General features: G+C 71.1%; 23 protein-coding genes. 4 read left to right on the top strand and 19 right to left on the bottom strand.

Going from position 1 to position 23,327, the window contains the following annotated elements:
• The first annotated feature begins 97 nt into the window (after window positions 1–97).
• Both ABZZ17_RS32885 and ABZZ17_RS32890 read left to right on the top strand, forming a co-directional pair.
• The gene (locus tag ABZZ17_RS32885; RefSeq protein ID WP_356881701.1) at window positions 98–877 is read left to right on the top strand and encodes a siderophore-interacting protein; all 780 of its coding nucleotides are present in this window, start codon (window positions 98–100) and stop codon (window positions 875–877) included.
• 229 nt (window positions 878–1,106) lie between these two features.
• Window positions 1,107–2,087, top strand: coding sequence for a pseudouridine synthase (locus tag ABZZ17_RS32890; protein WP_356881646.1), 981 nt, complete (start codon window positions 1,107–1,109; stop codon window positions 2,085–2,087).
• Here ABZZ17_RS32890 and ABZZ17_RS32895 read toward each other — a convergent pair.
• The 13 genes from ABZZ17_RS32895 to ABZZ17_RS32955 all read right to left on the bottom strand — a co-directional run bounded on the left by ABZZ17_RS32895 (window position 2,084) and on the right by ABZZ17_RS32955 (window position 14,998).
• Window positions 2,084–2,740, bottom strand: coding sequence for a helix-turn-helix domain-containing protein (locus ABZZ17_RS32895; protein ID WP_356881648.1), 657 nt, complete (start codon window positions 2,738–2,740; stop codon window positions 2,084–2,086). The genes ABZZ17_RS32890 and ABZZ17_RS32895 overlap by 4 nt on opposite strands.
• Before the next feature lie 90 nt (window positions 2,741–2,830).
• A complete protein-coding gene (locus ABZZ17_RS32900; RefSeq protein ID WP_356881650.1) occupies window positions 2,831–5,683 on the bottom strand; it encodes a DEAD/DEAH box helicase in 2,853 nt (950 codons plus the stop codon).
• Between the two features lie 46 nt (window positions 5,684–5,729).
• Window positions 5,730–6,617: a diacylglycerol kinase gene (locus ABZZ17_RS32905; RefSeq protein WP_356881652.1), complete on the bottom strand. Its 888-nt coding sequence runs from the start codon at window positions 6,615–6,617 to the stop codon at window positions 5,730–5,732.
• Window positions 6,618–6,634: 17 nt separating this feature from the next.
• Window positions 6,635–7,591, bottom strand: a complete 957-nt coding sequence (tatC, locus tag ABZZ17_RS32910; protein ID WP_356881654.1) for a twin-arginine translocase subunit TatC — start codon at window positions 7,589–7,591, stop codon at window positions 6,635–6,637.
• A gap of 56 nt (window positions 7,592–7,647) precedes the next feature.
• Window positions 7,648–7,944, bottom strand: a complete 297-nt coding sequence (gene tatA, locus ABZZ17_RS32915) for a Sec-independent protein translocase subunit TatA (RefSeq protein WP_356881656.1) — start codon at window positions 7,942–7,944, stop codon at window positions 7,648–7,650.
• Window positions 7,945–8,164: 220 nt separating this feature from the next.
• Window positions 8,165–8,365 (bottom strand): hypothetical protein, encoded by a 201-nt coding sequence (locus ABZZ17_RS32920; protein ID WP_356881658.1) that lies wholly within the window; start codon window positions 8,363–8,365, stop codon window positions 8,165–8,167.
• 22 nt (window positions 8,366–8,387) lie between these two features.
• Window positions 8,388–8,672: a hypothetical protein gene (locus ABZZ17_RS32925; protein ID WP_356881660.1), complete on the bottom strand. Its 285-nt coding sequence runs from the start codon at window positions 8,670–8,672 to the stop codon at window positions 8,388–8,390.
• Between the two features lie 15 nt (window positions 8,673–8,687).
• The gene (locus tag ABZZ17_RS32930; RefSeq protein ID WP_356881662.1) at window positions 8,688–9,656 is read right to left on the bottom strand and encodes a WYL domain-containing protein; all 969 of its coding nucleotides are present in this window, start codon (window positions 9,654–9,656) and stop codon (window positions 8,688–8,690) included.
• A gap of 43 nt (window positions 9,657–9,699) precedes the next feature.
• Window positions 9,700–10,656, bottom strand: a complete 957-nt coding sequence (locus tag ABZZ17_RS32935) for a WYL domain-containing protein (RefSeq protein WP_356881664.1) — start codon at window positions 10,654–10,656, stop codon at window positions 9,700–9,702.
• 126 nt (window positions 10,657–10,782) lie between these two features.
• Entirely contained in the window at window positions 10,783–11,178 is a 396-nt protein-coding gene (locus ABZZ17_RS32940; protein ID WP_356881666.1) for an FKBP-type peptidyl-prolyl cis-trans isomerase, read from the bottom strand.
• Between the two features lie 28 nt (window positions 11,179–11,206).
• On the bottom strand, window positions 11,207–12,145 hold the full coding sequence (locus tag ABZZ17_RS32945) for an FKBP-type peptidyl-prolyl cis-trans isomerase (protein WP_356881668.1): 939 nt from the start codon (window positions 12,143–12,145) through the stop codon (window positions 11,207–11,209).
• Between the two features lie 134 nt (window positions 12,146–12,279).
• Window positions 12,280–13,641: a Pup--protein ligase gene (gene pafA, locus ABZZ17_RS32950; protein WP_356881670.1), complete on the bottom strand. Its 1,362-nt coding sequence runs from the start codon at window positions 13,639–13,641 to the stop codon at window positions 12,280–12,282.
• Between the two features lie 58 nt (window positions 13,642–13,699).
• Complete coding sequence (locus ABZZ17_RS32955) at window positions 13,700–14,998, bottom strand: MFS transporter (protein WP_356881672.1); 1,299 nt, start codon at window positions 14,996–14,998, stop codon at window positions 13,700–13,702.
• Window positions 14,999–15,133: 135 nt separating this feature from the next.
• Here ABZZ17_RS32955 and ABZZ17_RS32960 point away from each other — a divergent pair, with 135 nt between their 5' ends.
• Entirely contained in the window at window positions 15,134–16,132 is a 999-nt protein-coding gene (locus ABZZ17_RS32960; RefSeq protein ID WP_356881674.1) for a LacI family DNA-binding transcriptional regulator, read from the top strand.
• Between the two features lie 73 nt (window positions 16,133–16,205).
• On the opposite strand, the gene prcA is transcribed toward ABZZ17_RS32960, so the two are convergent.
• The 5 genes from prcA to arc form a co-directional block, all read right to left on the bottom strand.
• Window positions 16,206–16,970, bottom strand: coding sequence for a proteasome subunit alpha (gene prcA / locus ABZZ17_RS32965; RefSeq protein WP_351295700.1), 765 nt, complete (start codon window positions 16,968–16,970; stop codon window positions 16,206–16,208).
• Between the two features lie 46 nt (window positions 16,971–17,016).
• Window positions 17,017–17,856: a proteasome subunit beta gene (gene prcB / locus ABZZ17_RS32970; protein ID WP_356881676.1), complete on the bottom strand. Its 840-nt coding sequence runs from the start codon at window positions 17,854–17,856 to the stop codon at window positions 17,017–17,019.
• 277 nt (window positions 17,857–18,133) lie between these two features.
• Entirely contained in the window at window positions 18,134–18,346 is a 213-nt protein-coding gene (locus tag ABZZ17_RS32975) for a ubiquitin-like protein Pup (RefSeq protein ID WP_030016348.1), read from the bottom strand.
• A 200-nt stretch (window positions 18,347–18,546) separates the two neighbouring features.
• Window positions 18,547–20,058 carry a depupylase/deamidase Dop gene (gene dop / locus ABZZ17_RS32980; protein ID WP_356881678.1) on the bottom strand — a complete coding sequence of 504 codons (1,512 nt, stop codon included), beginning with the start codon at window positions 20,056–20,058 and terminating at the stop codon, window positions 18,547–18,549.
• 250 nt (window positions 20,059–20,308) lie between these two features.
• Entirely contained in the window at window positions 20,309–22,075 is a 1,767-nt protein-coding gene (arc, locus tag ABZZ17_RS32985) for a proteasome ATPase (RefSeq protein ID WP_356881680.1), read from the bottom strand.
• Between the two features lie 264 nt (window positions 22,076–22,339).
• Here arc and ABZZ17_RS32990 point away from each other — a divergent pair, with 264 nt between their 5' ends.
• On the top strand, window positions 22,340–22,660 hold the full coding sequence (locus ABZZ17_RS32990; RefSeq protein WP_356881682.1) for a ferredoxin: 321 nt from the start codon (window positions 22,340–22,342) through the stop codon (window positions 22,658–22,660).
• A 4-nt stretch (window positions 22,661–22,664) separates the two neighbouring features.
• Here the strand turns inward: ABZZ17_RS32990 and ABZZ17_RS32995 are convergent, their stop codons facing one another.
• A complete protein-coding gene (locus tag ABZZ17_RS32995; RefSeq protein WP_356881684.1) occupies window positions 22,665–23,285 on the bottom strand; it encodes a hypothetical protein in 621 nt (206 codons plus the stop codon).
• Between the last annotated feature and the right edge of the window lie 42 nt (window positions 23,286–23,327).

Here is a 23,327-nt window from a genome sequence, read left to right on the forward strand (position 1 = left end):
AAGTTTCAGGGGAGTCCAGGGAGACGCCGTGGCAGAAGGACGCGCCCGCACAGTCGGCACCGCAGTGGTCGTACGCACCGAGCGGCTGACGCCGCACATGGTCCGGATCGTGCTGGGCGGTGACGGACTGTCCGGCTTCGGCGCGGGCGTCCACACCGACCACTACGTGAAGCTCCTGTTCGCACCGGAGGGCGTGCGGTACGCGGAACCCTGGGACCTGGAGCGGATCCGCGCCACCCACCACCGGGAGTTCTGGCCGCGCCAGCGCGCCTACACGGTCCGCGCCTGGGACCCGGCGCACCAGGAGCTGACCCTCGACTTCGTCGTCCACGGCGACGAGGGCCTGGCCGGCCCCTGGGCGGCCCGGGTGCAGCCCGGCGAGACGGTGCGCTTCCTCGGCCCCGGTGGTGCGTACGCGCCCGACCCGACGGCCGGCTGGCACCTGCTGGCCGGTGACGAGAGCGCCCTGCCGGCGATCGCGGCCGCGATGGAGCGGATGCCGGTGGGCGCGCGGGTGCACGCCTTCGTGGAGATCGACGGCCCGGCCGACGAGCAGAAGGTCGCCACCCCCGACGGGGTGGTACCGGTGTGGCTGCACCGCGGCGACCGTCCAGTGGGCGAGGCCCTGGTGGAGGCGGTGACCGGCCTCGACTTCCCCTCGGGGGACGTGCACGCGTTCGTCCACGGCGAGGCGGGCTTCGTGAAGGAACTGCGCCGGCACCTGCGCCTGGACCGGGGCGTCCCGCGGGAACGCCTGTCGATCTCGGGCTACTGGCGCCAGGGCGAGACGGACGAGGGCTGGCGCGCGATCAAGCGCGACTGGAACGCCTCGGTCGAAGCCGAACAGGACCTCCACCCCACCCGCGCCGCCGCCTGAGCCCCTGAGCCCCTGAGCCCCTGAGCCCCTGAGGGAACCTTTCCCCGGACCGGCCCCGGCCCCCGAGCCCGCGGCCCCACCGGGGAAACCCCGGCCACGCCCCCCGTGCCGAGACCCGGGCGGACCTCCGCCCACCGGCGGAGCCGAAGGGCGGGCGCGGGGGTCCGGCGGGACGGTATGCGTACGCTCCGCGTCTTCACCCGAAGGCAGCCGCCTACCCTGGTCCCTGATGACCCGCAGATCCCACGTGCCGCCCTCGCCCCTGCCCCAGCTCTCCGGCATCGACCCGGTCCGGCTGCGGCTTCCCCCCGACCCGGAGGGCAGGTGGCCGGCCCTCGGCAGCTACCTGGCCGAGCGTTATGCCGGCACCCGCGGCGCCGAGTCGATGGCCCGGCTGCTCGCCGCGGGCCGGGTCCTGGGACCCGGCGGCCGGGTGCTGCGCCCCGAGGACCCGTACGAGCCGGGCGGCTGGATCTTCTTCCACCGGGACATGCCGCCCGAGCCGCGGGTCCCCTTCCCGATCCGCGTCGTGTACCGGGACGGGCACCTGCTGGTGGTGGACAAGCCGCACTTCCTGGCGACCACCCCGCGCGGCAGCCACGTCTTCCAGACCGCGCTGGCCCGGCTCCGCGAGGAACTGGACCTGCCCGCCCTGAGCCCGGCGCACCGGCTGGACCGGATGACTGCCGGGCTGGTGATGTTCAGCATCCGGCCCGAGGACCGCGGCGCCTATCAGCTGCTGTTCCAGAACCGTCAGGTGCGCAAGGAGTACGAGGCCCTCGCGGTCCACGACCCGGCCGTGGAACTCCCCCGCACGGTCCGCAGCCACATCGAGAAGGTCCGCGGGGTCATGGCGGCGGCCGAGGTCCCCGGCGCGGAGCCCAACGCGGAGAGCCTGGTCGAACTCACCGCGGTCCGCGAGGGCCTGGGCCGCTACCGGCTCACCCCGCGCACCGGCCGCACCCACCAGCTGCGGGTGCACATGAACGCCCTCGGGCTGCCCATCCTCGGCGACCCGGTCTACCCGGTGGTCGCGGAGCCCGCCGACCCGGCCGACTACCGCCGGCCGCTCCAGCTCCTGGCGCGGACCCTCGCCTTCACCGACCCGGTGACGGGCCTGTCCCACCAGCTGGAAACGGGCCTCACCCTCCAGGCCTGGGACGACCGCCCCGGCTGGGAGACCGGCCCGTTGCCGGAAGAGACGGTCTAGGCCGGCTCCGAGACGCCCGCGATCCGCAGCGCGGCGTCCGCGGCGGCCTCCGCGAAGGCGGCCACGGGGCGGGCCGGATCGGAGCGGTGGATCAGCATGACGCCCTCGATGAGTCCGAAGACGAGGTCGTTGCGCAGCGTCAGCCCCGCCCTGTCCCCGGCCAGTTCGGCTCCGACCGAGGTCCCCTTCAGCAAGGCCCGGTAGGTGTCGCGCAGTTCGGCCCGCATCCGCCGGAACTGCCCGAAGCGCGGCCCCCGCAGCTCGGGGAGGAGGTACAGGGCGCCCAGGTCGTGCGGCCCGCCGCACAGCAGCAGGACGTCCGAGCGGCACAGCTCCCACAGCCGGCGCGCGGCCGGGCGTCCGGTCTCGGCGAGCAGCCGCCGGGACAGTGCCAGGGAGGGCGCGACCGTGGACTCCAGCAGTTCGGCGAGGAGTTCCTCCTTGCCGCGGAAGTAGTGGTACATCGTGGCCTGGCGCATCCCGGCCCGTTCGGCCACCGCCCGCGTGGTGGTGGCCGCGTATCCCCGCACCGTGAACAGCTCGGCCGCCGCGCAGAGGAGTTCCTCGCGCGGCGGCCGGCCGGTGTCCGGTCTCAGCCGGTCGGCGCGTGGCCGACCGACCCGTCTCGGTCCTTCGTCCGTTCCCCCGCTCATACGCCGATCGTCGCACAGCGCGCGGCGAATCGATCATGGCAAGAGATGAGATCCGGCCAGGCCGGGTCTCGGAGGAAGCCCCAAAAGCGCCTAGCCGACGGAGCTGTAGGCCACTACACCCCGAAGCAGTGCGTCCACGGCCTTACGGGCATTTCGCGCCACCGTGCTCCCAGCGGCCGAGGACGGCGGGGCGGAGGACGACGGGGCGGCCGCCGCGATCTGCCCGAGGACGTCGATGACCTGCTTGCACCAGCGGACGAAGTCGCCGGCCGGCATCTCCGCCTCGCGCAGCACCTCGTCCAGGCTCTTGTCGGAGGCCCACTGGTACGCCGCCCACGCGAAGCCGAGGTCCGGTTCCCGCTGGCCCACGCCCTCCGCCTGGTTGATGCGGTGCTCCTCCTCCAGCGCGTCGAGCCGGCCCCAGATGCGGACCATCTCGCCCAGCGCCGCCTTCGCCGCGCCGTTCGGCACCTTCGGTGCCACCGCGTCGTCGGACTGCCGCGATTCGAAGACCAGCGCCGATACGCAGGCGGCCAGTTCGGCCGGGTTCAGGCCCTCCCAGACCCCCTCGCGCAGGCACTCCGACGCCAGCAGGTCGAGCTCGCCGTAGAGCCGGGCGAGCCGCTTGCCGTGCACGGTGACCTCGTCCTCGCGCAGGTAGTCCAGCTCGGTGAGCAGCGCGTGGATCCGGTCGAAGGTGCGGGCGATGGTGTTCGTCCGGCCCTCGATGCGCCGCTCCAGCTGCTGGGTGTCCCGCTTGAGCCGGTGGTAGCGCTCCGCCCAGCGGGCGTGGTCCTCGCGCTCGTCGCAGCCGTGGCAGGGGTGGGCCCGCAGTGCGGCCCGCAGCCGGGCGATCTCCCGGTCGTCCGCCGCCGCGGCCCGGCCGGGCCGGTGCCGTTCGGGCGTGTGGTGGCCCGCCTTGGTGCGCAGGGCGGTGGCCAGGTCCCGGCGGGACTGCGGCGAACGGGGGTTGAACGTCTTGGGGATCCGCATCCGGTCGATGGCCTCGACCGGGACCGGGAAGTCGATCGCGGCGAGCCGCTTGACCTGCCGTTCGGCGGTGAGGACGAGCGGACGCGGCCCTTCGGTGTACTCGTGCCCGCGGTGCCCGTTGACCCGCCCGGCCGGCACGCCCGGGTCCAGGACCAGGGCGAGCCCGGCGAACTTGCCGGTCGGCACGTGGATGACGTCGCCCGGCTTGAGCCGCTCCAGGGAACCGGCGGCCTGCGCGCGGCGCTGCGCCGCGCCCTGCTTGGCCAGGTCGGTCTCGCGGTCCTTGAGGTCGCGGCGCAGCCGCGCGTACTCCTCGAAGTCGCCGAGGTGGCAGGTCATGCCCTCCTGGTAGCCCTCCAGGCCCTCCTCGTTGCGCTGCACCTGCTTGGAGATGCCGACGACGGAGCGGTCGGCCTGGAACTGCGCGAAGGAGGTTTCCAGGAGCTCGCGCGAGCGGTGCCGCCCGAACTGGCTGACCAGGTTGACGGCCATGTTGTAGGAGGGCTTGAAGCTGGAGCGCAGCGGATACGTGCGCGTACCCGCGAGGCCGGCCAGGGCCACCGGGTCCATGCCCCGCTGCCACAGCACCACCGCGTGGCCCTCGACGTCGATGCCGCGCCGCCCGGCCCGGCCGGTCAGCTGCGTGTACTCGCCGGGGGTGATGTCGGCGTGCTGCTCGCCGTTCCACTTGACGAGCTTCTCCAGGATGACCGTGCGCGCGGGCATGTTGATGCCCAGCGCGAGGGTCTCGGTGGCGAAGACGGCCTTGACGAGGCCGCGGACGAAGAGCTCCTCGACGACCTCCTTGAAGGTGGGCAGCATGCCCGCGTGGTGCGCGGCGATGCCCCGCTCCAGGCCTTCGAGCCACTCGTAGTAGCCGAGGACGTGCAGGTCCTCCGTGGGGATGGAGGCGGTCCGCTCCTCGACGATCTCACGGACCTTCAGGCGCGCCGAGTCGTCGTTGAGGCGCAGGCCCGCGTACAGGCACTGCTGGACGGCGGCCTCGCAGCCCGCCCGGCTGAAGATGAAGTTGATGGCCGGGAGGAGGTTGTCGTTCTCCAGGCGTCCGATCACCTCGGGGCGGCCGGGGGTCCAGATCCGGCTGCGGGAGCGGCGTTCGCGCTCGCGGTCGGCCTCGCGGACCATCTTGCCGCGCCGCCGGTCCTTCGGGCTGTAGGTGCGGCTGTTCTCCTCGCGGGCCATGCGCAGCAGGTCGGGGTTGACCTCCCGGCGGGCGGAGCCGCGGCCTCCGTGGTCGGACTCCTCCTCGAAGAGGTCGTAGACCCGGCGGCCGGCCATGACGTGCTGCCACAGCGGTACGGGCCGCTCCTCGGAGACGATGACCTCGGTGTCGCCGCGCACGGTGTCGAGCCAGTCGCCGAACTCCTCGGCGTTGGAGACGGTCGCGGACAGCGAGACGAGGGTCACCGACTCGGGGAGGTGGATGATCACTTCCTCCCAGACGGCGCCGCGGAAGCGGTCGGAGAGGTAGTGCACCTCGTCCATCACGACGTAGCCGAGGCCGCGCAGCGACTGCGAGCCCGCGTAGAGCATGTTGCGGAGCACCTCGGTGGTCATCACGACCACGGGAGCCTCGGAGTTGACGCTGTTGTCGCCGGTGAGCAGGCCCACCTTGTCGGCGCCGTAGCGCTTGACGAGGTCGGCGTACTTCTGGTTCGACAGGGCCTTGATGGGCGTCGTGTAGAAGCACTTGCGGCCCTGCTGGAGGGCCAGGTGCACGGCGAACTCGCCGACGATCGTCTTGCCCGAGCCGGTCGGGGCGGCCACGAGGACGCCCTTGCCCGCCTCCAGTGCCTTGCAGGCCTCGACCTGGTACGGATCCAGGTCGAATTCGTACATCTCGCGGAAGGGGGCCAGGGAGGTGGCCTCTTCGGCGGCGCGGATCCGGGCAGCGGCGTACCGCTCGGCGGGGGAGAGTTCTTCGGTCATCTTGGTATCGAGCCTACCCGCCGCCTCCGACAACAGTCGCGGTCATTTAAGTGAGCAGGCGCAGGGCTCCCGGGACGCACTCGGCGGTCACCGGCAGGGCTCCGAGCGGTTCGCCGTCCGCGTAGGCGGTGAGCCCGGGCGCCTCCAGGGTGACCTTGGCGGCCCGGTGGACCGTCACCGCCGGGTGGCCGAGGTGCGTGCCCTTGTAGACCTGCGGGAACACCCGCAGGAGGGTCGTGCGGGTGCAGTCCCCGACGACCGTGACGTCGAAGAGCCCGTCGTCGGGGACGGCGTCCGCGCAGATGCGCATCCCGCCGCCGTACGAGGATCCGTTGCCGACGGCCACCAGGGCGGCCTCGGTCTCGACGGGCGGCCCGTCGTCGAGGGTGATCCGGTAGGGCACGGGCCGGAAGGCGGCCAGTTCCAGGGCGATGGCCAGGTCGTAGCGGAAGCGGCCGAGCGGCAGCCGCATCCGGTTGCCGCGGTCGTTGACCCGGGAGTCGAAGCCGGAGCACAGGACGGTCCCGTAGAAGGCGCCGTGGGCGCGGCCGAGGTCGACCTCGCGGATCCGGCCCTCCTTGAGGGCTCCGGCGGCCAGCCGCCCGGCCCGCGCGGGTTGCCGTACGGGCAGTCCCAGCGCGCGGGCGAAGTCGTTGCCGGTGCCGGCGGCGACCACGCCGAGGGGGACGTCCGTGCCGGCCAGGGCCTGGAGCGCGAGGGAGACCAGCCCGTCGCCGCCGACCGCGATCACCGCTCCGGTGCCGCCGCGGACGGCCGTGCGCAGCCGGGCGAGCGCGTCGGCGGCGTCGGTTCCGACGACGGTCCGTACGGCGTATCCGGCCGCCCGGAGCGCGGCGGCGGCCGGCTGCGCGGCCTGCGCGCCCCGGCCGCGTCCCGCGGTGGGATTGACGAAGAGGGTGATCTCAGCGGTCACCCTGCGGAATGTACCCGTCAGGTCGCGTCGTCGTAACCGTTGATCCGCTGGCGCCCGCCGTCGGCCTGTTCGGGCAGCGTGGAGGGGGCGGCGACCGGCTCCATCGCGCCGATCGGCGCCGGGGTCAGGTCCAGCGGGGCGGCTTCGTCGTCGTCGAGGCCCGCGTCGGGGTTGTTGCGGGCGCGGCGGCGGTCGTTGACGAGGCAGACGCCGAGCGCGATGAAGTAGAGGGCCACGATCGGGGCGGCCAGCGACAGCATGGTGAGCGGGTCACCGGTGGGGGTCGCGAAGGCGGCGAAGACGGTGATGCCGAGGACCATGGCGCGCCACCAGCTCGCCAGCCGCTTGCCGGTCAGCACACCGGTGAAGTTCAGCAGGATCAGCAGCAGCGGCAGCTCGAAGGCCAGGCCGAAGACGACGACCATGCGCGTGACCAGGTCGAGGTAGTCGTCGACCGGCAGCAGGTTGCGCGCGTGATCGGGGGTGAATTCGAGCAGGATCGTGGCGGTCTGCGGGAGGATCTTGTACGCGAGGACGGCACCGGCGCCGAACAGGGGCGCGCCGATCGCGACGAAGCTCATCGCGTACTTCTTCTCGTGGCCGTGCAGGCCGGGGGCGGTGAACGCCCACAGCTGGTAGAGCCACACCGGAGCGGAGAGCACCACACCGGCGGCGAGCGAGACCTTGAGGGCGATCGAGAACGGCGCGATGAGGCCGTTGACGGTCATGTCGGCGCAGGGGCGGCCGTTGCGCTGCGAGACGACGCCGTCGGTGCAGCCGACGGAGTCCAGCATCGGCTTCAGCATGAAGTCGATGAGGTCCTTGTAGAAGAAGGCCGCCACCACGGTGATCACGAGGATCGCCAGGACCGACTTCAGCAGACGGTTTCTCAGCTCACGCAGGTGCTCGACAAGAGGCATCCGCCCTTCGGCGTCCTTGTCCGCTTTCTCCTGCTTGCGGGCAGACTTGAGCAACCCACGTCCCTTGTCTCGTTGCAGATGACTGGCGTGACGGCGGTGACCGCCGGGTGTCAGCCCTTGGAGGTGTGGTTGGGCTCGCTGACGGGACGGGCGCTGGTGACGTCACCGGGGGCGGCCTGGATGGTGCGCGGGGCCACGGGCTGCTGGGGGGCCTGGTCGGCGACCGGGGCGGACGCGGCCTGGTCCTCGGCCTCGCCGTCCTTCTTCATGGCCTTGGCCTCGCTCTTGAGGATGCGGGCCGACTTGCCCAGGGACCGGGCCATCTCGGGGAGCTTCTTGGCGCCGAACAGCAGCACGATGACAGCGATGATCAGAAGGATCTCAAGGGGCTTCAGATTGCCGATCATGTGTGTCTTCCTTCTCACCGAAACGGCTGGTTGTGGTGGCCTGGCGGCCTCCGGACCAAGATCCGGTGCCGCTCTGACATCGATCGTAACCCCCGAGGGTTAACGCCCGGCAATCCCCAGGGGTACCCGCGCTGGTGCGCGGCTTAGACGGTACGGGTCCGGCCCGGCCTTTTCCATGGGCGTGCGGCCTCGGTCGTACGGGCTCCCCGCGCGCGCCCGCCTACGTGCGGGCGGCCCCGCCCGCCCTGGCCAGGTCGGACGCGGCCCGCTCCAGGTCGCCCGAGGCCTCGGTGATCCGGCGGCTGGCCTCGGCCACCTGACCGGAGAGCCGCCGTACCTCGACGAAGACCCGGACGGCCAGGACGGAGAGGACGGCGACCCCGAGGAAGCCCAGGGCAATTGCGAGCATCGGCCACAGCATGGGCAAGAGCCTATCCCCTGCCTCAGATGCTGCGCAGAGTGCTCACGCCGCCGCCGGTCAGCAGCTCCACGATGCGCTCACCGGCCGGTTTGCGGACCTGGGCGGCGCACTCGGGACAGGTGAAGGAGTAGAAGGTGGTCCGCCGGCTGCCGCCGATGGCCAGCCGCAGGGCGCCGGCCGCGAGCTCGAAGCCCGCCCGGCACTCGGGGCAGGCGGCCTTGAAGGTGACCGGCCCGGCCGCGGCGCCCGCCGCCGGGTCCGGCGCACCGGAGGTCCGGCCCGCCCGGGGCCCAGATGTTGCCGCCATCGCTGCCCGCTCCCCCTAGACCTGTTCCCCGTACCCCGCGAGCGCCTCCGCCGCGGCCTTGCGCGCGCTCTGCGCGAGCTCCGGCGGCGACACGATCCGCCCGTCCCGTCCCAGGCGCAGCGCGAGGCGGCGCAGGGAGGCCGGGTCGGGGCTGCGCAGGGTGATCCGCAGGCCGCCGTCGGTCTGCTCCTCGGCGCTGTCGTGCGGGTAGTACTCGGCGACCCAGCGGCCGCCGGGGCCGACCTCGACGACCACTTCCGGGTCCTCGGCGGCGGGCTGGACCAGCCCCACCGACAGGTCCCGGGGCTCGATCGCGGGCGGCTCGGAACGCTCGTCGAGCAGCCGGATCTCGGCCACGCGGTCGAGGCGGAAGGTGCGCCGGGCCTCCGAGAGGTGGCACCACCCCTCCAGGTAGGTGTGGCCGACGGCGAAGAGGCGGATCGGGTCGACGGTCCGCTCGGTCAGCTCGTCCCGCGCGGGCGAGTAGTAGCGCAGCCACAGCCGGCGGCGTTCGGCGATGGCCCGGTCGACGTCGGCGAAGACCCCGCCCTCCGACTCGAAGGTCACCGAGAGCCGGGAGCTGGCGCCCGCCACCTCGCCGGCGGCGGCCTCCAGCTTCGCGGTGGCCCGCAGCAGCGCGTCGCGGTCGCTCTCGCGCAGCCCCGGCAGGGTGGACACGGCGCGGGCGGCGACGAGCAGCGCCGTCGCCTCGTCCGCGGCCAGGCGCAGCGGCTCGGCGGTGGACTCCCCGGAGGCGTCGGGGTTGCGCCACCAGATGCGCTCGCCGTCGGTGTCGATGTCGAGCAGGTCCCCGCCGCGGAAGCTGGTCCCGCACATGGGCAGCACGTCGAGGTCCGAGATGAGCTCGTCCTCGGTGATCCCGAACGCGCGGGCGACGTCGGCGACGTGCGCCCCGGGGCGCTCGCGCAGGTAGGTCACCAGGGACAGCATCCGGCGGGTCTGGTCGATGGCGTTGGCAGCCATGCTGGTACGTCTCCCCCTCAGGGCGTTGCTACGGATGTTCCGGTCAGCCCTGGGCGACGGCGCGCAGCCGGTCCACGACGTCGGCGCGCAGGTCCGCGGGCTCCACCACGACGACGTCCGGGCCGAATTCCACGAGCCAGGCGTCGAGCCCGTGCCCGTAGGGGATCTCCAGCTCGTCCCAGCCGTCCGCGCCCTCGCGGACGGCGGTGGCCTTGGCCCGCAGCGGGTAACCGGCCCCGGCGCGCAGCCGGATCAGCGCCGAGCGTTCGGCGCCCTCCCCGGCCCAGCTCGCCACGGTCTCCCGTACGGTCACCACGTCGGGCACCTCGGCGGTGTACTTCCCGGCCCGGGAGCGGACCTTGCCGGTGATCCGGGACAGCCGGAACACCCGCTCCGCGCCGCGGTCGCGGTCGAAGCCGGCCAGGTACCAGTGGCCGCGCCAGCACTCCAGCGCCCACGGCTCCACCTGGCGGGGCTCGGGGCGGGCGGCGTTGGACTTGCGGTACTCGAAGACCACGGGCCGCCGGTCCCGGCAGGCGAGCATCAGCGGCTCGAACGCCGCCTCGTGCACGGGGATGCGCGGTTCGATGGCGCTGTGCTGGCCCTCGTACGGGTCACCGGCCTCCGGCATGCCGCCGGCGCGCAGTTTCTGCAGGGCGCCGCTGGCCGCGCCCGCGAGGCGGGCCTGCTGCCAGACCTTGGCCGCGAGCCCGAGGGCGGCCGCCTCCTCGGCGTCGAGGGAGACGGGGGGCAGGCGGTTGCTGTCCCGGCGGGCCAGGTAGCCGGTTTCGCCCTCGATGTTCTCCACCGTCTCGATGACGAGGCCGAGTTCGCGCAGGTCGTCCTTGTCCCTCTCGAACATGCGGTTGAAGGACTCGTCGTTGCCCGCTTCGAGGTAGGCCTCGATGGAGCCGCGCAGCTCGCGCTTGCTGAGCGGACGTCGGGTCCCCAGCAGACACAGCGCCAGATTCATCAGCCGCTCGGCCTTGGCAATCGCCATCGACGCCTTCCCCCCGTTCTGTGCACACACTCGTGACCGCCGACCGTACCGTCCCGGCGGTCCCGGACAAAAGCGAGGGCCCCCGCCTGACGGCGGGGGCCCCTCTGCGGATCGCGGTGGCCCGGATCAGCCGACCTTGACCAGGTCGCAGACGAAGATGAGCGTCTCGCCCGGGGCGATGGCGCTGCCCGCGCCGCGGTCGCCGTAGGCGAGGTGCGCGGGGATCGTCAGCTTGCGGCGGCCGCCGACCTTCATGCCCTGGACGCCCTGGTCCCAGCCGGCGATGACGCGGCCGGCACCGAGCGGGAACTGGAGGGCGGAGCCGCGGTTCCAGGAGGCGTCGAACTCCTCGCCGGTGGAGAAGGCCACGCCCACGTAGTGCACGGAAACCTGGTCGCCGGCCTTGGCCTCGGCGCCGTCGCCCACCACGATGTCCTCGATCACGAGGTCCTTGGGCGCGTCGCCCTCGGGGAAGTCGATCTCGGGCTTCTCGAGCTGCTGGCTCACGGAACTTCTCCTCATACGTACGAAACGGTCAACCGGAACAGTCTTACATCACCGCGAGGATGTCGAGGCTGAAGACGAGCGTGGACTTGGCCGGGATGGTGCCCTGCTCCTTGTCACCGAAGCCCTGGTCCGGCGGGATGACCAGCAGGATGCGGCTGCCGGTCTTCTTGCCGACCAGGCCGTCCTTCAGACCCTTGACCGAGAGCTCGGACATCGGCCAGGTGACCGTGGAGTCCGTGGCGTACGTGCTTTCGAAGGACTTGTCGTCCTTCCAGGTCTTGCCGTTGAACTTGACGACGACGCTGTCGGTGTCCTTGACGACCGGGCCGTCGCCCTCGATCACGTAGTTCGAGACCAGCTTGCCGGGCTCGGCGACGTCCTTCGGGACGGTCACGGAGACTTCCTTGCCGTCCGTGTTGGTGCCGACCTTGGGCAGGTCCTTGTTGTCCTGCGCGACTTCCTTGCCCGTGGCCGAGGCCGGGACGGAGGCGCCCTTGACGATGTCGACGACGAAGACCAGCGTCGCGTTCGGCTTGATCTTCTCACCGGAGCCCTGGGCCCCGTAACCGAGCTCCGGGGGGATCACCAGCTCGACGCGGCTGCCGACCTTCTGGCCCTCCAGGCCCTGGTCCCAGCCCTTGATGACGGCGCCGGCGCCGATGTTCACGTCGAAGGTCTTGCCCTTGCCGAAGCTGGCGTCGAACGGCTCCTTGCCGTCCCACACCTGGCCGGAGTAGTTGACCTGGGCGATGTCGCCCTTCTTCAGCACCGGGCCCTTGCCCTCGCTGATGACCGCCACCTTCAGTTCCTTGGGAGGCGTGCCCTTGCCCTGGGCGAGGGTGGGGGTCTCACCGAACTTGGCGCCCTTCGTGATCGCGGGCACCCCGTTCGTGTTCTCGGCGGAGTCGGAGCCACTGTCTTCCCCGCAGGCCGCCGTGAGCAGCAGCATCGGTACGACAAGAAGGCCGGCAAGTCGGCGCACGTGTTCCTCAGATCTCAGACGGCTGGGCGGTCGCCCGCCACTCTAAGCCGTGACGAGGGCCCCGTACGAGATCCGTACGGGGCCCTGGCCGAGATCAGTGAGATGTCACACTTTACTGTTCTGGCATCCCGCCGCTACATCCCGGCGATCAGCTTCTCCACCCGGTCGTCGACCGACCGGAAGGGGTCCTTGCACAGCACGGTGCGCTGTGCCTGGTCGTTCAGCTTCAGGTGCACCCAGTCGACCGTGAAGTCACGCCGCTGCTCCTGCGCCCGGCGGATGAAGTCACCGCGCAGCCTGGCCCGGGTCGTCTGCGGGGGCACCGACTTGCCCTCGAAGATCTTCAGGTCGTTGCAGATCCGCGCCGCCTGCCCCTTGCGCTCCAGCAGGTAGTACAGCCCTCGCCGGCGGTGGATGTCGTGGTAGGCGAGGTCTATCTGGGCGACCCTCGGGTTGGACATGGTCATGTTGTGCTTGGCGCGGTACCGCTCGATCAGCTGGTACTTCATGACCCAGTCGATCTCGGTGCCGATCCGGTCCAGGTCCTCCGCCTCGATCGCGTCGAGGGTGCGGCCCCACAGCTCCAGGACCTGCTCCACGACCCCGGTACGGATCCCCCGGCGCTCGGCGAAGTCCAGGGCCTTCTCGTAGTACTCGCGCTGGATCTCCAGGGCGGAGGCCTCGCGGCCACTGGCCAGGCGCACCTTGCGCTGGCCGGTGATGTCGTGGCTGACCTCGCGGATGGCCCGGATCGGGTTCTCCAGGGTCAGGTCCCGCATCACGGTGCCCGCCTCGATCATGCGCAGCACGAGATCGGTGGCGCCCACCTTGAGCAGCATGGTCGTCTCGGACATGTTGGAGTCCCCGACGATCACGTGCAGGCGCCGGTAGCGCTCGGCGTCGGCGTGCGGTTCGTCGCGGGTGTTGATGATCGGCCGGGAACGGGTGGTGGCCGAGCTGACGCCCTCCCAGATGTGCTCGGCCCGCTGGCTGACGCAGTAGACCGCACCCCGGGGGGTCTGCAGCACCTTGCCCGCGCCGCAGATCAGCTGGCGCGTGACGAGGAACGGAATGAGGATGTCCGCCAGGCGGGAGAATTCTCCGTGCCGGGCCACGAGGTAGTTCTCGTGGCAGCCGTACGAATTGCCCGCCGAGTCGGTGTTGTTCTTGAAGAGGTAGACGTCGCCCGCGATTCCCTCCTCGTGCAGGCGGCGTTCTGCGTCGACGAGCAGGCCTTCGAGAATGCGCTCGCCGGCCTTGTCGTGGGTGACCAGTTCGATCAGGTTGTCGCATTCCGGTGTTGCATATTCCGGATGCGAACCCACGTCGAGGTAGAGGCGGGCGCCGTTCCGCAGGAAGACATTGCTGCTGCGGCCCCATGACACAACACGGCGGAAGAGGTAGCGCGCCACTTCGTCAGGAGACAGTCGGCGCTGTCCCCTGAACGTGCACGTGACGCCGTACTCGTTCTCCAGCCCGAAAATGCGGCGGTCCATGACTGAACATTACGCCTTCTGCCCTCTTCTGAAACCGGGTTCGAGAGCGGCGTTCCGATCAGTTTTCGGCGAACGGGTCCGACGGACCCCCGGTACGGGCCCCTTCGGGGCCCTCCACGGGACCTCCGGCGGGACCGGCGGCGGCGCCCTCCGCGGAACCCGCGACCGCCCGGCTGCGGCCCGGCGAGGCCAGCACCCGCTGAGTGGCCGTCAGGACCACCAGGGCCGCGGCCCCCGCGGCGCCCGCGACCGCGAAACCGGCCGCCGTACCGCCCAGTTCCACGGCCGGACCGGCCGCGGCCGTACCCATCGCCGCGCCCACCCCGAAGAAGGTCACCAGCCAGGAGAAGGCCTCCGTCACCGTGCCGGCCGGCGCGTGCCGGTCCACGACGATGAACGCGCACGCGATGGCGGGCGCCAGGAACACCCCGGCGAGCGCCGACAGCGCCGTCATCGCCACCGGACCCACGCTCAGCATCAGCGGCAGGTAGCACACGGCCAGCAGCCCCACCAGCAGCCGCAGCCGCCGCTCGGGAGCCCCCGCCCACTGGCGGGCGCCGTACGTGACGCCGCCGACCAGCGCGCCCAGTCCCAGGGCCGCCATCATCCAGCCGTACACCGCCGCGCCGCCGTGGTCGTCGGAGTACGCGACCGCCGCCACCGTGATGGAACCCAGCGCCGTGCCCACGAAGAAGAACGCGCCCAGCAGGGCCAGCAGCCCGCGCGAGCGCAGCGCCCCCAGCCAGTGGGCCTCGCGCGGCGCGGAGCGCCACGTACGGGACGGCTCGGAGACGACGACCGACAGCGCGCCCAGCACGCCGATGACGTTCAGGGCCACCAGCGCCACGGCCGGGGACCACAGCGCGACGAACACCGTCACCAGCAGCGGCCCGACGGTGAACATCACCTCCTGCGCCACCGCGTCCATCGCGTACGCGGCGTGCACCCGCTCCTCCTTGCCGCCGAGCACGCTCGGCCACAGGGCGCGCAGCCCGCCCTCCAGCGGCGGCGTGAACAGCCCGGCCACCACCACCGCCGTGTAGGCGGCGGCGGCCGACCCGATCCCGGCGAAGGCCAGCCAGATCATGCCGAGCGCCGAGAGCACCGCCGCGGGGAGCTGCACCCGGGGCTGCCCGTACAGGTCCACGGCCCGGCCGAGCAGCGGCTGGCCGACGGCGTTGGCCACGCCGTACGCGGCCGCGAGCGCCCCCGCCAGGCTGTAGCTGCCGCCCTCCGCCCGGACGAACATCACGATCGCGATCGACGCGATCCCGTTCGGCAGCCGCCCGACCAGCGTGCCCACGAGCAGCCTCGCGGCGTGCCGGGTCCTGAGCAGCTCCACGTACCCCGCGGCCATGTCCGCCCCCTTCTGCCCGGACCAGCCGGAGTAATACGTATAACGTGACGGGGTCATACGTACCATGTCCGCAGTCGCCCGGTCCAGCCCGCGGACCCGCGCACCCCCTCCCACCTCGCACTTCAGGAGCCCCCTGTGACGAGACCCACCAGCCGGGACGTGGCGAGCGCCGCCGGGGTCTCCCAGGCCACCGTCTCCCTCGTCCTCGGCGACAAGTGGCGCGGCCGCGTCTCCGAACGCACCGCCGGGCTCGTCCGCGACGCCGCCGCCGAACTCGGCTACCGGCCCAACCTCGCCGCCCGCAACCTCCGCCTCGGCAGCACCCGCACGGCCCTGCTGGTCGTCCCCGCCCTCACCAACGAGTTCTTCGCCCGCGTCTACACCGGCGCCGCCCGCGTCGCCGCCGAGCACGGCTTCGGCGTCGTCCTCTACCCCTCCCCCGACGGCACCGGCCCCGCCCGCGACCCCTTCGCCTCCGCCCGCGCCGCCCTCGACGGGGTCATCGCCTCCTCCATGGCCGCCGACGCCCTCGACGCCATCGGCGGCGACGGCCTCCCCCTCGTCATGCTCGACAGCGACCCCGCCTCACCGGGCGCCGCCGCCCACGTCAACCTCGCCATGGCCGACGGCATGCGCCAGGTCGCCGAACACCTCCTCGGCCTCGGCCACCGCCGCTTCCTCCACCTCGCCTCCGCCGTGGACTCCTGGACCTTCGACGTCCGCGCCGAAGCCCTGGCCACCCTCCTCCCGGCCGCCGCCGAACTGCGCACCGTACGGGCGCCCCTCACCGTCGACGGCGCCCGCAGGGCCGTGGAGGCCGCGCTGGCGGCCCCCCGGGACCGGCCCACCGCCGTCGTCTGCGACGACGACATCCTGGCCGCCGGCGCCTGCAAGGCCGCCCGCCGCCTCGGCCTGCGCGTCCCCGAGGACCTCTCCGTCACCGGCTTCGACGACCTCGCCCTGGCCACCGCGGTGGAACCCGAGCTCACCACCGTCGCCCTCCCCGCCGAACGCGTCGGAGAACAGGGCATAACCGCCCTCCTCGCCGCGCTCGACGGCGCCCCCTGGACCGCCCACGACATCCCCGTCGAACTCGTCGTCCGCGACTCCTCGGGCCCCGCCCCGGCCGCCTGACCGGCCGCCTCCGGACACGACGGAGCCCCGGCCCGCCCCCTCGGGGGCGGACCGGGGCCCTCGTACCCGGTTCCTACTCGGCGTCGTCCTCCGGCGCCTCGTCGTTCGACACGGCGTCCGCCTGGGCGGCCGCCGGAACGTCCGCCTCCAGCAGCCGCGACAGCTGCCGGCCCCGGATCCGCTTGAACTTCCGCTGCTGCGCCCGCGTACGGTCCAGCACCGCGACCTCCAGCCGCTCGGCCGGGATCGCCTTGTCGGCGCCGTTGGCCTGGCTGGACAGTGCCTGCACCGCGAGCTTCAGCGCCTCCGACAGGGTCATCCCGTCCTGGTGGCGCTGGTCGAGGAACGTGCTGATCTGCTCGGCGTTGCCGCCGACCGCGACCGAGCCGTGCTCGTCCACGATCGAGCCGTCGTGCGGCAGCCGGTAGATCTGGTCCCCGGCGGCCGTCGCACCGACCTCGGCGACGACCAGCTCCACCTCGTACGGCTTCTCACCGGCACTGGAGAAGATCGTGCCGAGGGTCTGCGCGTAGACGTTCGCCAGCCCACGGGCCGTCACGTCGTCGCGGTCGTAGGTGTATCCGCGCAGATCGGCGTAGCGCACGCCGCCGATCCGCAGGTTCTCGTACTCGTTGTACTTGCCGGCGGCCGCGAAGCCGATCCGGTCGTAGATCTCGCTGAACTTGTGCAGCGCGCGGGACGGGTTCTCGCCGACGAACACGATGCCGTCGGCGTACTGCAGCACGACAAGGCTGCGACCGCGGGCGATGCCCTTCCGGGCGTATTCCGCCCGGTCGGCCATGGCCTGCTGGGGTGACACATAGAACGGAGTCGACACCGGCTGTCCGTCCCTTTCTTCTGGGCTCCTACGGGGCGACGGATGGTCAGAGCAGGGCGGCGCGCGGGCCGTCGGGCTGCTCCAGCCGACGGTTGGTGACCGTACGGGCCAGTTCCTGCGACTGGTCGTCGGTCAGCCTGCGGAACCCCTCGTCCGTGATGACCGTGACGATCGGGTAGATGTGGCGGTACAGGTCCGGCCCACCGGTCGCCGAGTCGTCGTCGGCGGCGTCGTACAGCGCCTGCACGACCAGGGTCGTGGCCTGCTCCTCCGTCAGGTCGGGACGGTAGAGCTTCTTCATGGAGCCGCGGGCGAAGATCGAGCCCGATCCGGTGGCGGCGTAGCCGTGCTCCTCGGAGCGGCCGCCGGTCACGTCGTAGGAGAAGATCCGGCCCTTCTCCTTGGCCTCGTCGTACCCGGCGAACAGCGGGACGACGGCCAGCCCCTGCATCGCCATGCCCAGATTGCTCCGGATCATGGTGGAGAGCCGGTTGGCCTTGCCCTCCAGGGAGAGGGTCGTCCCCTCCACCTTCTCGAAGTGCTCCAGCTCCAGCTGGAACAGCTTGACCATCTCCACGGCCAGGCCGGCGGTGCCGGCGATGCCCACCGCGGAGTACTCGTCGGCCGGGAACACCTTCTCGATGTCCCGCTGCGCGATCATGTTCCCCATGGTCGCCCGCCGGTCACCGGCGAGGACGACCCCGCCGGGGAAGGTGGCGGCCACGATGGTCGTCCCGTGCGGCGCCTCGACGACACCCTCCGGCAGCTTGCGGTTGCCGGGCAGCATCTCCGGCTGGTGCGCGCCCAGGAAGTCCATGAAGGACGACGACCCCGGCGTCAGGAAGGCTGCCGGTAGACGCCCTGTGCTACGAGTGTTGGGTTCCACAGGTTTCCTTCCACGTAAGCGGCTGCACGCCGTATGACGTCCGGCCGATCCTTGAACTGCTCCCGAGGCTGCGTCGCAGCCGAAGCGCGGTACGCCTCGGACCTTACCCGTCCGATGATCGCGATCAACATGCCCGGCGGGAGCCTTCGCGACCCGGCCCCTCCGCACCCGGGGCACCGCCTTCGGCCGGACGGCGCGGTCGCCCTCACCCGCACCGTCCGCCTCGCCTTCTCACACGACCCTTCGACAGGGCCTTTGTTTCGAAGGTCGGATGGCCTTACTGGCCACCCTTTTGCACGAAGCTCCGCACGAAGTCCTCGGCGTTCTCTTCGAGCACGTCGTCGATTTCGTCGAGTACGGAGTCGACGTCGTCGGAGAGCTTCTCCTGGCGCTCCTTGAGGTCGGTCGATTCCTCGACCGCCGCCTCCTCGACCTCCTCGGTCGAGCGCGTCGCCTTCTGCTGTCCGCCGCCGGTGTCCTTGGTCGCCATGTCTACCTCACCCCGCTCGGTTCGCACGCTCACGTGGAGAGACCCCGGGATTTCGGGATCTCTCAAGATCAGACCCTACGCCGGACCCTACAAGGAGGGTCCGGCATTCGTCCCCGCAGTTGTCCAAGTGATCCGGAACAACGTCCGGCTTTCCTTCATGATTCCCTTACCGGGGCCCTTTCAGGCCCTTTCGGCGCCGCTCACTGCCCCGAAAGCACCCGCACCAGGTCCTCGGCCGTTCGACAGCGGTCCAGGAGCTCCTTGACGTGGTTCCGGGTCCCCCGCAGCGGCTCCAGGGTCGGGACCCGCTGGAGCGAGTCGCGGCCCGGGAGGTCGAAGATCACCGAGTCCCAGGAGGCCGCGGCCACGTCGTCCGCGTACTGCTCCAGGCAGCGGCCCCGGAAGTACGCCCGGGTGTCCTCCGGGGGCTTGCTCTCGGCCCGCTCGACGGCCGGCTCCTCCAGGAGCCGCTTCATCTTCCCGCGGGCGACCAGACGGTTGTACAGCCCCTTCTCGGGCCGTACGTCGGAGTACTGGAGGTCGACCAGGTGCAGCCGGGCCGCGTCCCACTCCAGCCCGTCGCGCCTCCGGTAACCCTCCAGGATCTCCCGCTTGGCGATCCAGTCCAGCTCCCCCGACAGGCTCATCGGGTCGCTCTCCAGCCGGCCCAGCACGTCCTCCCACCGAGCGAGGACGTCCTTGGTCTGGTCGTCCGCGTCGGAGCCGAACCGCTCCTCCACGTACTTCCTGGCCAGCTCGAAGTACTCCATCTGAAGCTGTACGGCGGTCAGGGTGCGGCCGCTGCGCAGCGTGATCAGGTACTGGAGGTCGGGGTCGTGGGAGACGTGGTGGAGGGTGCGCACGGGCTGGTCCACGGCGAGGTCGACGTTGATGAAGCCGTCCTCGATCATGGACAGGACGAGCGCGGTCGTGCCGAGCTTGAGGTAGGTGGAGATCTCGGAGAGGTTGGCGTCCCCGATGATCACGTGGAGGCGGCGGTACTTCTCCGCGTCCGAGTGGGGTTCGTCGCGCGTGTTGATGATGGGGCGCTTCAGGGTGGTCTCCAGCCCCACCTCGACCTCGAAGTAGTCCGCGCGCTGGCTGATCTGGAAGCCGTGCTCGCGGCCGTCCTGGCCGATGCCGACCCGGCCCGCGCCGGTCACGACCTGGCGCGAGACGAAGAAGGGGGTCAGGTGGCGCACGATCTCCGAGAAGGGGGTCTCCCGCTTCATCAGGTAGTTCTCGTGCGTGCCGTAGGAGGCGCCCTTGTTGTCGGTGTTGTTCTTGTAGAGGTGGATGGGCTGGGCGCCGGGCAGCTGGGCGGCGCGCTCCGCGGCCTCGGCCATGATCCGCTCGCCGGCCTTGTCCCACAGCACGGCGTCGAGCGGGTTGGTGATCTCCGGCGAGCTGTACTCGGGGTGCGCGTGGTCGACGTAGAGCCGCGCGCCGTTGGTGAGGATGACGTTGGCGAGGCCGATGTCCTCGTCGGTCAGCTGGCTGTTGTCGGCGGCCTCGCGGGCGAGGTCGAAGCCGCGGGCGTCCCGCAGCGGATTCTCCTCCTCGAAGTCCCAGCGGGCGCGTCGCGCCCGGTGCATCGCCGCCGCGTAGGCGTTGACGATCTGGGACGAGGTGAGCATGGCATTGGCGTTCGGGTGCCCCGGAACGGAGATCCCGTACTCCGTTTCGATCCCCATTACTCGCCGTACGGTCATGCGGCCCTCCTTGCCCGGCGGCGCTCCCGTTCGGGAGCGGCGCTCAAGTACCGCTGGTGCTCCGGTGCGTCATGTGCGGTGCCCGTCCCGCACTGCGCGACCGGCGGTACGGAAGAGCCTAGAACCACTCCGCGCTGGTGGGGAGATCATTTCAGTCATTGACTTCGCCCTGTCACCGGCCGAAAGAGGCGGGCGGTAAAACGGGCGGCTGCGGGTGCCCGGTGAGGGCACCCGCAGCCGCCCTCGTTTGTCAGAGGTACTGACCGGTATTCGCCACCGTGTCGATGGAGCGTCCCGTGTCCGCGCCTTGCTTTCCGGTGACGAGCGTGCGGATGAATACGATCCGCTCGCCCTTCTTGCCGGAGATCCGGGCCCAGTCGTCGGGGTTGGTGGTGTTGGGCAGGTCCTCGTTCTCCTTGAACTCGTCCACGCACGCCTGGAGGAGGTGGGAGACCCGGAGGCCCTTCTGGTTGTGCTCGAGGAAGGCCTTGATGGCCATCTTCTTCGCACGGTCCACGATGTTCTGGATCATCGCGCCCGAGTTGAAGTCCTTGAAGTAGAGGACTTCCTTGTCGCCGTTGGCGTACGTGACCTCGAGGAAGCGGTTCTCCTCGGTTTCGGCGTACATCTGCTCGACGACGGTCTGGATCATGCTGTGGACGGTGCCCGGCCGCGAGTCCTGGTGCTCGGACAGGTCGTCCGTGTGCAGGGGCAGCGAGGCCTTGAGGTACTTCGCGAAGATGTCCTTCGCCGCCTCCGCGTCCGGGCGCTCGATCTTGATCTTCACGTCGAGCCGGCCGGGGCGCAGGATGGCCGGGTCGATCATGTCCTCACGGTTGGAGGCGCCGATGACGATGACGTTCTCCAGGCCCTCCACACCGTCGATCTCGGCGAGCAGCTGGGGGACGATGGTGTTCTCCACGTCCGAGCTGACACCGGATCCGCGGGTGCGGAAGAGGGATTCCATCTCGTCGAAGAAGACGATGACGGGGGTGCCCTCGCTCGCCTTCTCCCGTGCACGCTGGAAGACGAGGCGGATGTGCCGCTCGGTCTCGCCGACGTACTTGTTGAGGAGCTCGGGGCCCTTGATGTTCAGGAAGTACGACTTCCCGGCGGGCTGGCCGGTCACCTCGGCGACCTTCTTGGCAAGGGAGTTGGCCACCGCCTTGGCGATGAGCGTCTTGCCGCATCCGGGCGGGCCGTAGAGCAGGATGCCCTTCGGCGGCCGCAGTTCGTGCTCCTTGAAGAGGTCCGGGTAGAGGTACGGGAGCTCGACGGCGTCGCGGATCAGCTCGATCTGGTCGCCCAGGCCGCCGATCTTGTCGTAGTCGATGTCCGGGACCTCTTCGAGGACGAGTTCCTCGACCTCGCTCTTGGGGACCACTTCGTAGACGTAGCCGGAGCGGGGTTCGAGCAGCAGGGCGTCGCCGGGGCGGATGGTGATGTCCAGGAGCGGCTCGGCGAGCCTCACCACCCTTTCCTCGTCGGTGTGCCCGACCACCAGGGCGCGCTCGCCGTCCTCGAGGATCTCCTTGAGGGTGACGATGTCCCCGGCCCGCTCGAACTCCATGGCCTCGACCACGTTGAGCGCTTCGTTGAGCATGACCTCCTGGCCGCGCCGGAGGTGCTCCGGTTCGACGCTGGGGCTCACGTTCACGCGGAGCTTGCGGCCGCCGGTGAAGATGTCGACGGTGCCGTCCTCGTTCGCCTGAAGGAAGACACCGAAGCCGGCCGGCGGCTGTGCGAGCCGGTCGACTTCCTCCTTGAGGGCCACGATCTGGTCGCGGGCCTCACGGAGGGTATTCGCCAGTCGTTCGTTCTGCGCGGAGACGCCTGCCAGATTCGTCTGGAGCTCGACGATCCGCTCTTCGAGAATCCTCGTGTGACGCGGAGAGTCGGCGAGCTTACGTCGCAGGACGGCGATTTCCTGCTCGAGATAGGCAACCTGGCCAGCGGGGTCCTCAGACCCTCGCCCGGGCCGGATGCCGCGGTTGATGTCGTCGTCGTGGGCTGCCACGGTCCTCACCTCCTCCAAGGGGAGCTGGACGCTTCCTGACCCTACCTGGGCTGGTGGTGATTGAAACCCCTAGATCACAAAGACGGTAGAGGTGTGTCCGATCTTCACCCTTGCGTACTCCCTCACGCCAAGGAAATACCCACCCATCAACATCGGAAAGCAGCCGGTTGTAAGGTCGAACTGTTCAACACCCGTCAGAGCTCGCGCGACTTGCCTCGAGTTGTGGCCGGGGCGGATCACTCAGAGCAGGAAACGGCAGGAGATATGACCGTGCAGCAGGAGGCCCCGGCGGGTGGTTCCGGCGAGGCCGGACAGCCGCTGGAGGTCTGGATCGACCAGGACCTCTGCACCGGGGACGGCATCTGCGTGCAGTACGCCCCGGAGGTGTTCGAGCTGGACATCGATGGTCTGGCGTACGTGAAGAGCCCCGAGGACGAGCTCCTCCAGGAGGCGGGGGCGACCACTCCGGTTCCGCTGACGCTGCTCCGGGACGTGGTCGATTCCGCGAAGGAATGTCCGGGTGACTGCATCCACGTAAGGCGCGTTTCGGACAGGGTCGAGGTGTACGGCCCCGACGCCGAGTGACGGTTCAAACACTTCCGGCGGACGAGTCCGTCAGCTCCTGGCGGAATTTCCCGCCCGTCCAGCGCCACTTGGCGAGCTGTTTCACATCGGGGCTGTAGCGCGGAACCTCCGGCGAGGAGTATCCGAGGAGACTGGCGGTGACGACGCCGTCGCGCACGGTGAGATCGGCGGCGGTCTGCCGCCTGGCCGGTTCGAGCAGGGTGGCCACGACGCGGGGGGCCGAGCCCGCCGCCGGGTCCTGGACGAGGACGTAGACCGCGTGGGGCGGGGTTCCGGAGCCGGCCTCGCAGCGTACGGCGGCGACCGTCTCGGGGCGGCCGTCGCCGTCGAGATCCCCTTGGGCGGTGGCCGTGACGGCCTGCGGGGCGCCCTTGCAGTCGAGGGGGTACGCGACCGCCCGCGCGTCGGGTGCGCCGGCCTGCGGGCCGCTCCCGGCGGCGGCTCCCAGGGAGGCTCCCGGGGCGGCCGCGGGGGTGGCTCCGGTGGCGGGCCCCGGCTGGAGCAGGCCCGCGCCGGCTATGACGGCGGCCACGGCCGAGGCCGTGGCGACCCAGTGGACGGGCCGGGCGCGGCCGTGCGCCAGGGTTTCCGATGTGGGCTCCAGCTCGGTGGGGCTGTGCAGCACGCGGGGTGTCTCCTGTGCGAAGGGTGACGGGGAGCCAGCATC

This window comes from Streptomyces sp. NPDC006512 (assembly GCF_040611935.1).
Lineage (GTDB): Bacteria > Actinomycetota > Actinomycetes > Streptomycetales > Streptomycetaceae > Streptomyces.